Below are 2222 nucleotides of genomic sequence, written 5' to 3' on the forward strand. Positions count from 1 at the left end.
ATGTCATATTTACATTAATATAAAAAAGTAAGCTTGAAAAAGAGAGTAGGGGGAACCCCGGTGAATTTACAAGAAGATTATTTGTTCTGGAAGCTTGCCCATTATTTCATTTCGGAACATAATTATCGCATTGTTCAATTAGCTGAGCAGCATCAAGAATTATGGCTGGAAAAATTGGAGAACAAAGAGGCTCAAGTTATTAGATTGCTCAAGTATAATTTAGATTGGAGCAATTGGATGCAGAAGGACATTGAGCATACTGCGATGAATGGAGAAAGAATTCGAAAGCAGCTTATGCGCGGTGAAATGAATGTCATTAATTTATACATCTCCGCTTATCCGCCAGTAGATGATTATGAATTTAGAATTGAAAAGCCATTTATTCAAGCAGACAAAGAAAAAACAAGGGTAACCTCGATCATTTTCGATCGGTCCCATTATGAAGAAAGCTTAACAAAGCTTAACAGTATTTTTCAAAGCATTCATTCAATATCGATTAACAGAGAAGGCTATACGGAGAGTGATATTGAAGAAGTGAAGCTTGCGGCGTTATCGGAAGCATCTAATCGGCATAAGAAGGAACAAGCCCTATTTCAATATGGAAAGCCTTTTTTTACATATGTATTTATGATTATTCAAGTAGCTATGTTTCTTTTGTTGGAATGGAAGGGTGGAAGTACGAACACATCTACACTTATTGAATATGGTGCTAAGTTTAACCCGCTCATTCTCGAAGGTGAATGGTGGCGGTTTTTTACACCTATTATTCTACATATAGGGCTGCTCCATTTATTAATGAATACACTTGCGCTTTATTATTTAGGGACGACAGTCGAAAGAATATATGGCAATGCCCGCTTTCTCTTCATCTATTTGCTTGCTGGATCTTTCGGTTCTTTATTAAGCTTTGTCTTCAGTCCTAACTTATCAGCAGGCGCAAGTGGTGCTATCTTTGGCTGCTTCGGAGCCTTGCTGTATTTTGGCGTTATTTATCCAAAGCTATTCTTTAGAACGATGGGCTTAAATATTATCGTTATTCTAGGTATTAATCTTGTCTTTGGCTTTACGATGCCAAGCATCGATAATGCAGGACATATTGGCGGATTAATCGGTGGATTTTTGGCAACTGGAATTGTTCATTTTCCGAAGAAAAAAAGGCTGCTTATTCAAGGAGTTTCTATAATTATTGCAATTGTATCTATTACAGGATTGTTGAAGTATGGCTTTAATGAGCCAGGACGAGTATTAAGTGAACATTCAGCCTTAGTCATGGCACAGGAATATATGAAAACAGAGGAATATGATAAAACTGTAAACATACTTCAGAATTATGCTAATGATCATTCAGCTTCTGCAGAGGTTTATTTCCTTCTCTCTTATGCAGAAATAAAAACAAACGAAATACAAAAGGCAAAAGAGCATTTACACCTAGCGATAGAACAAAGAAAAGACTTTCATGAGGCTTATTATAACTTAGCCCTCCTATATGTTCAGGAGGAAAATTTCAACGAAGCGCAAAAGTTTGCTAGTATTGCCGCTGAGTTAATGCCTGATCAACAGGATTATCAGAAATTGCTGCAGCAGATTAAAGAGCAAGTAAAGTAAATAGACAGAAATTATTATGATATGAGGGACAAGAATGAAAACGATTTATGATATTCAGCAATTCCTGAAAAAATTTGGCACATTTATTTATATAGGGGATAGGGTAGCGGATTTGGAGCTGATGGAAGCGGAGATAATGGAACTTTATCAAGCACAGCTAATGGAAACGAAAGATTATCAAATGGCGATTTTATTATTAAGACATGAGATCCAGCATCTCAAAGAAAAGGACTAAATTTTTATGACTGTAAGAAAAAGTATTCGTTCCTTTGCGAATGCTTTTTTTATTTTATTAAGTTATAGGAATGATGGGACTTCTTTAGTATGGATCAGGTTTGTTAACAAAAATAAATAAAAACAAAGGACTATGACAAATTGATCATTTTTATAAAAAAGGACAAACACGAAACTTTTGGAGGTTTAAAACGTCTAATATGTTGGGTAAAGAGAAGTCTACAATTATATAAAAATATGTTTAAGCCTGATTTGATTTTATGTAAAAAAAGAGTTAAGATAAGGTTTGATTTAAAACCACTATCCTAAAATTGTAAAAAAATTAAAAAAATTTCCATATCTGTTCCAAAAAAACAGGGAGGGTAACAGTGACTATGAAGAAT

At 34.5% G+C, this 2222-nt stretch carries 2 protein-coding genes; both read left to right on the forward strand.

The features are described from left to right. Nucleotides 1-60 precede the first annotated feature (60 nt). A complete protein-coding gene (locus V7149_RS22395; protein ID WP_335347796.1) occupies nucleotides 61-1605 on the forward strand; it encodes a rhomboid family intramembrane serine protease in 1545 nt (514 codons plus the stop codon). Nucleotides 1606-1639: 34 nt separating this feature from the next. After that, complete coding sequence (locus V7149_RS22400; RefSeq protein WP_335347797.1) at nucleotides 1640-1840, forward strand: YqgQ family protein; 201 nt, start codon at nucleotides 1640-1642, stop codon at nucleotides 1838-1840. The last annotated feature ends 382 nt before the right edge of the window (nucleotides 1841-2222 follow it).

Origin of the sequence: Bacillus sp. JJ1503 (assembly GCF_036965125.1) — a bacterium.
Classification (GTDB): domain Bacteria; phylum Bacillota; class Bacilli; order Bacillales; family Cytobacillaceae; genus Cytobacillus.